The following is a 3282-nucleotide window of genomic DNA, read 5'->3' on the forward strand; positions in this document are numbered from 1 at the left end:
ACGAGGCGCCGCGTGACATCGAGATCGTCGATGCCCTACCTCTCAGCGCCAACGGCAAAATCTTGCGGCGCGAGCTGCGCGAGCGCGAAATTCGCAAAATGGGTGGTTCGAGTTGAGCGCGGAACCGGGAGACGCTTCGAAGTTTCTGCCGCTCGAGGAAACCGTGCCCTGCGACTGGGGCAGGCTGTCCGGCTATTTGAAGACCAACGGCATGCGCGTCGATCTCGAGCGACCGATCCGGCAGTTTGCCGGCGGCCTCGCCAATCGCAACTATCTGATGGTCGTGAACGGCAAGCCCGCGGTGTTGCGCCGGCCGCCCGACGGCGATCTGCCGCCCGGCGCCCACGACATGGCGCGCGAGCACCGCATCCTGTCGCGGCTTGCGGACGCGCTTCCATTCGTGGCGCGCGCGCTGCACTATTGCGACGACTGCAGCGTCATCGGCGTTTCATTTCAATTGATCGAATACCGGCCGGGCCTGGTCATCCGTGGTGCCGACCTGTCGCCCTTGAATGATCGCACCGATGCACCCGGCAAACTTTCCGCGATGATGGTCGAGACGCTGGCGGCCCTGTATCGGGTGGATTGCCGCAAGATCGGTCTCGACGACCTCGGCCGTCCCGACGGATTCATCGGACGTGCCATCGCGGGATGGTCCAGACGCGGCGCGCTGGTCACCGACAACGCGGCGCTGAAGGCGCTGCTGCAGGACGTGTCGCATTGGCTCTCCCGGCAGTTATTCCGCGAACGGTCTCCGACCCTGCTGCATTGCGACTTCAAGCTCGACAATCTGATCCTCGATCCGCAAGCTCTGGTACCGGTCGCGCTTGTCGACTGGGACATGGGCACGCGGGGCGATCCCTTGTTCGACCTGGCAACCCTGTTGAGCTACTGGGCCCAGCCCGACGATCCGCCGGCGTTGCAGCGGCTCGGGCAGATGCCCACGGCCCATCCGGGCTTCTGGCGGCGCAGCGAGGTCGCGCGGCGCTACGCGGCGCTCACCGGCGAGGATATCGACGATCTGCCAGCGCTGCGTGTGCTGGCACTGTTCAAGCTTGGCGTCGTGTTCCTACAATTGCATCGGCAATGGATCAACGGTGCGGTGAAGGACGATCGCTACGTCGAATTCGCTCGCCTGGGCGAAGACATTCTTCTCGTTGCGCGTGACGCGACGGGCGGCTCTGAATGAGGAAACCGATGGTCAACCAGCTCGACATGAACTTCTCCCTGCCTGCGCACGTCACCGAACTCGCCGATCGCGTGAAAGCCTTCGTCGTCGATCAGGTGATTCCGTTCGAGAAGGACAAGCGCTGGACGTCGCATGGGCCGACCGACGAGCTGCGGCGTGAGCTCAACGCGCTCGCGCGCAAGGCCGGCGTCTTGGCGTTGCATGCGCCGGCCGAGTATGGCGGCCAGAAGCTGTCGCATATCGGTCGTTCGGCGGTGTTCACGGCCGCCGGCTATTCGATGCTGGGGCCGGTGGCGCTGCATTGCGCGGCGCCCGATGAGGGCAATATCCATCTGCTCGACGTGGTCGCACGGCCGGATCAACGCGAACGCTATCTGAAGCCGCTCGCGACGGGAGAGGTGCGCTCCTGCTTCTGCATGACGGAGCCGGCTCCCGGCGCAGGCTCCGATCCGGCCCAGATGCAGACCACCGCGCGGCGTGAAGGCAACAGCTGGATCATCGACGGCGAGAAATGGCTGATCACGGGCGCCGAGGGGGCCGCCTTCGCGATCATCATGGCGCGTGCGACCGGTGAGGGGCTGGACGGCGCGGCGACCATGTTTCTCGCCGACATGTCGGATCCCGCCATCACGATCGAGCGGACGCTCGACACCATCGATTCCAGCTTCGTCGGCGGCCACGCCGTGGTTCGCTTCAACGGACTCCGCGTGCCGGCCGATGCCGTGCTGGGCGAGATTGGGCAAGGCTTCCGCCATGCCCAGGTAAGGCTTGCGCCGGCGCGGCTGACGCATTGCATGCGCTGGCTCGGCTCGGCGATCCGGGCCCATGAGATCGCAACCGAATTCGCGCGTCGCCGCACGGCTTTCGGTCATCCGATCGGCCAGCATGAAGGCGTATCGTTCATGCTTGCCGACAATGCGATGGACATCCACCAGGTTCAGTTGACGATCTGGCATACGGCATGGCTTCTCGACAAGGGCGAGCGCGCCTCGACGGAGAGCTCGATGGCCAAGGTGATATGCTCCGAGGCGATCGCCCGCGTCGCCGACCGCTCGCTGCAGATCCTCGGCGGCCTCGGCACGACGCGCGATACGGTGGTCGAGCGGTTCTATCGCGACGTGCGCGCGTTCCGCATCTATGACGGCCCCTCCGAGGTGCATCGCTGGGCAATCGGACGCCGGATCGTGGGGAAGTGATCCGGATGGCAAGCTCGAACAAGCCGTGCATGACGGGAGGATGAGATGCGGGACGTCTGGTCGTTCAACGAGGTGAGCGGGGAAACAGCCGAGAACTACGATGCGCTCCGCGCCGGGTTCGATTGGCGGGTACCGGAGACGTTCAACTTCGGCGCGGACGTGATCGATCGTCGCGCTCGGGAGCAGGACGGTCCGGCGCTGATCTGGCAGGACGCGGCAGGCAGCACGCAACGATACAGCTATTCCGACCTGTCGCGACTCTCAAACAAACTGGCCGACGTGCTGCGATCCCGGGGCATCAAGAAGGGCGATCGCGTCATCGTCATGCTGCCGCGCCTGCCTGAATGGTTCATCGCCCTGATCGGGATCATGAAGATCGGTGCCGTCCCGATCCCCTGCATCGAGATGCTGACCGCGCGCGACATCGAGTACCGGGTTTCCAACGCCGAGGCGAGCGCAGCGATCTGCCGCGCCGAACACACCGCCAAGTTTGCATCGGTTCAAGATGCCATTCCCGTTCGCATCGCTCTCGGCGAAGCTGAAAGCTGGCTGGATTGGAACGGTGAGCTGGCGAAAGCGTCGGAACAGCTCAGCCCTGCGGTGGTCCGTGCCGACGATCCGGCCATCATGTACTACACCTCGGGTTCGACGGGGCATCCGAAGGCCGTGGTGCACGCGTCCCGCGCCATCTATGCGTGGCGCGTTTCGGCGATCTACTGGCTGGATCTGCGTCCGGGCGAAGTGATCTGGTGCACCGCCGATACCGGATGGAGCAAAGCCGGAACGAGCATCATTTTCGGGCCGCTGAGCTGCGGCGCCTGCGCGTTCTTTTACGATGGGCCGTTCGTTCCGAGCGAACGGCTTGGCTTGTTGCGTCGGCACGGCGTCACCGTGTAC

3 protein-coding genes are annotated in these 3282 nt (G+C 64.8%); all 3 read left to right on the top strand.

Features of this window, described 5'->3' with window-relative positions:
• Positions 1-211 precede the first annotated feature (211 nt).
• Positions 212-1189, top strand: coding sequence for a phosphotransferase family protein (locus tag JHD07_RS28000; RefSeq protein ID WP_283805945.1), 978 nt, complete (start codon positions 212-214; stop codon positions 1187-1189).
• Positions 1186-2385, top strand: a complete 1200-nt coding sequence (locus JHD07_RS28005; RefSeq protein ID WP_245265987.1) for an acyl-CoA dehydrogenase family protein — start codon at positions 1186-1188, stop codon at positions 2383-2385. Before JHD07_RS28000 ends, JHD07_RS28005 begins: the two co-directional genes overlap by 4 nt.
• A 45-nt stretch (positions 2386-2430) precedes the next feature.
• Positions 2431-3282 (top strand): acyl-CoA synthetase (locus JHD07_RS28010; protein ID WP_291627953.1); only part of this gene is annotated, 852 nt, incomplete at its 3' end.

Source organism: Bradyrhizobium sp., from assembly GCF_016462955.1.
GTDB lineage: Bacteria > Pseudomonadota > Alphaproteobacteria > Rhizobiales > Xanthobacteraceae > Bradyrhizobium.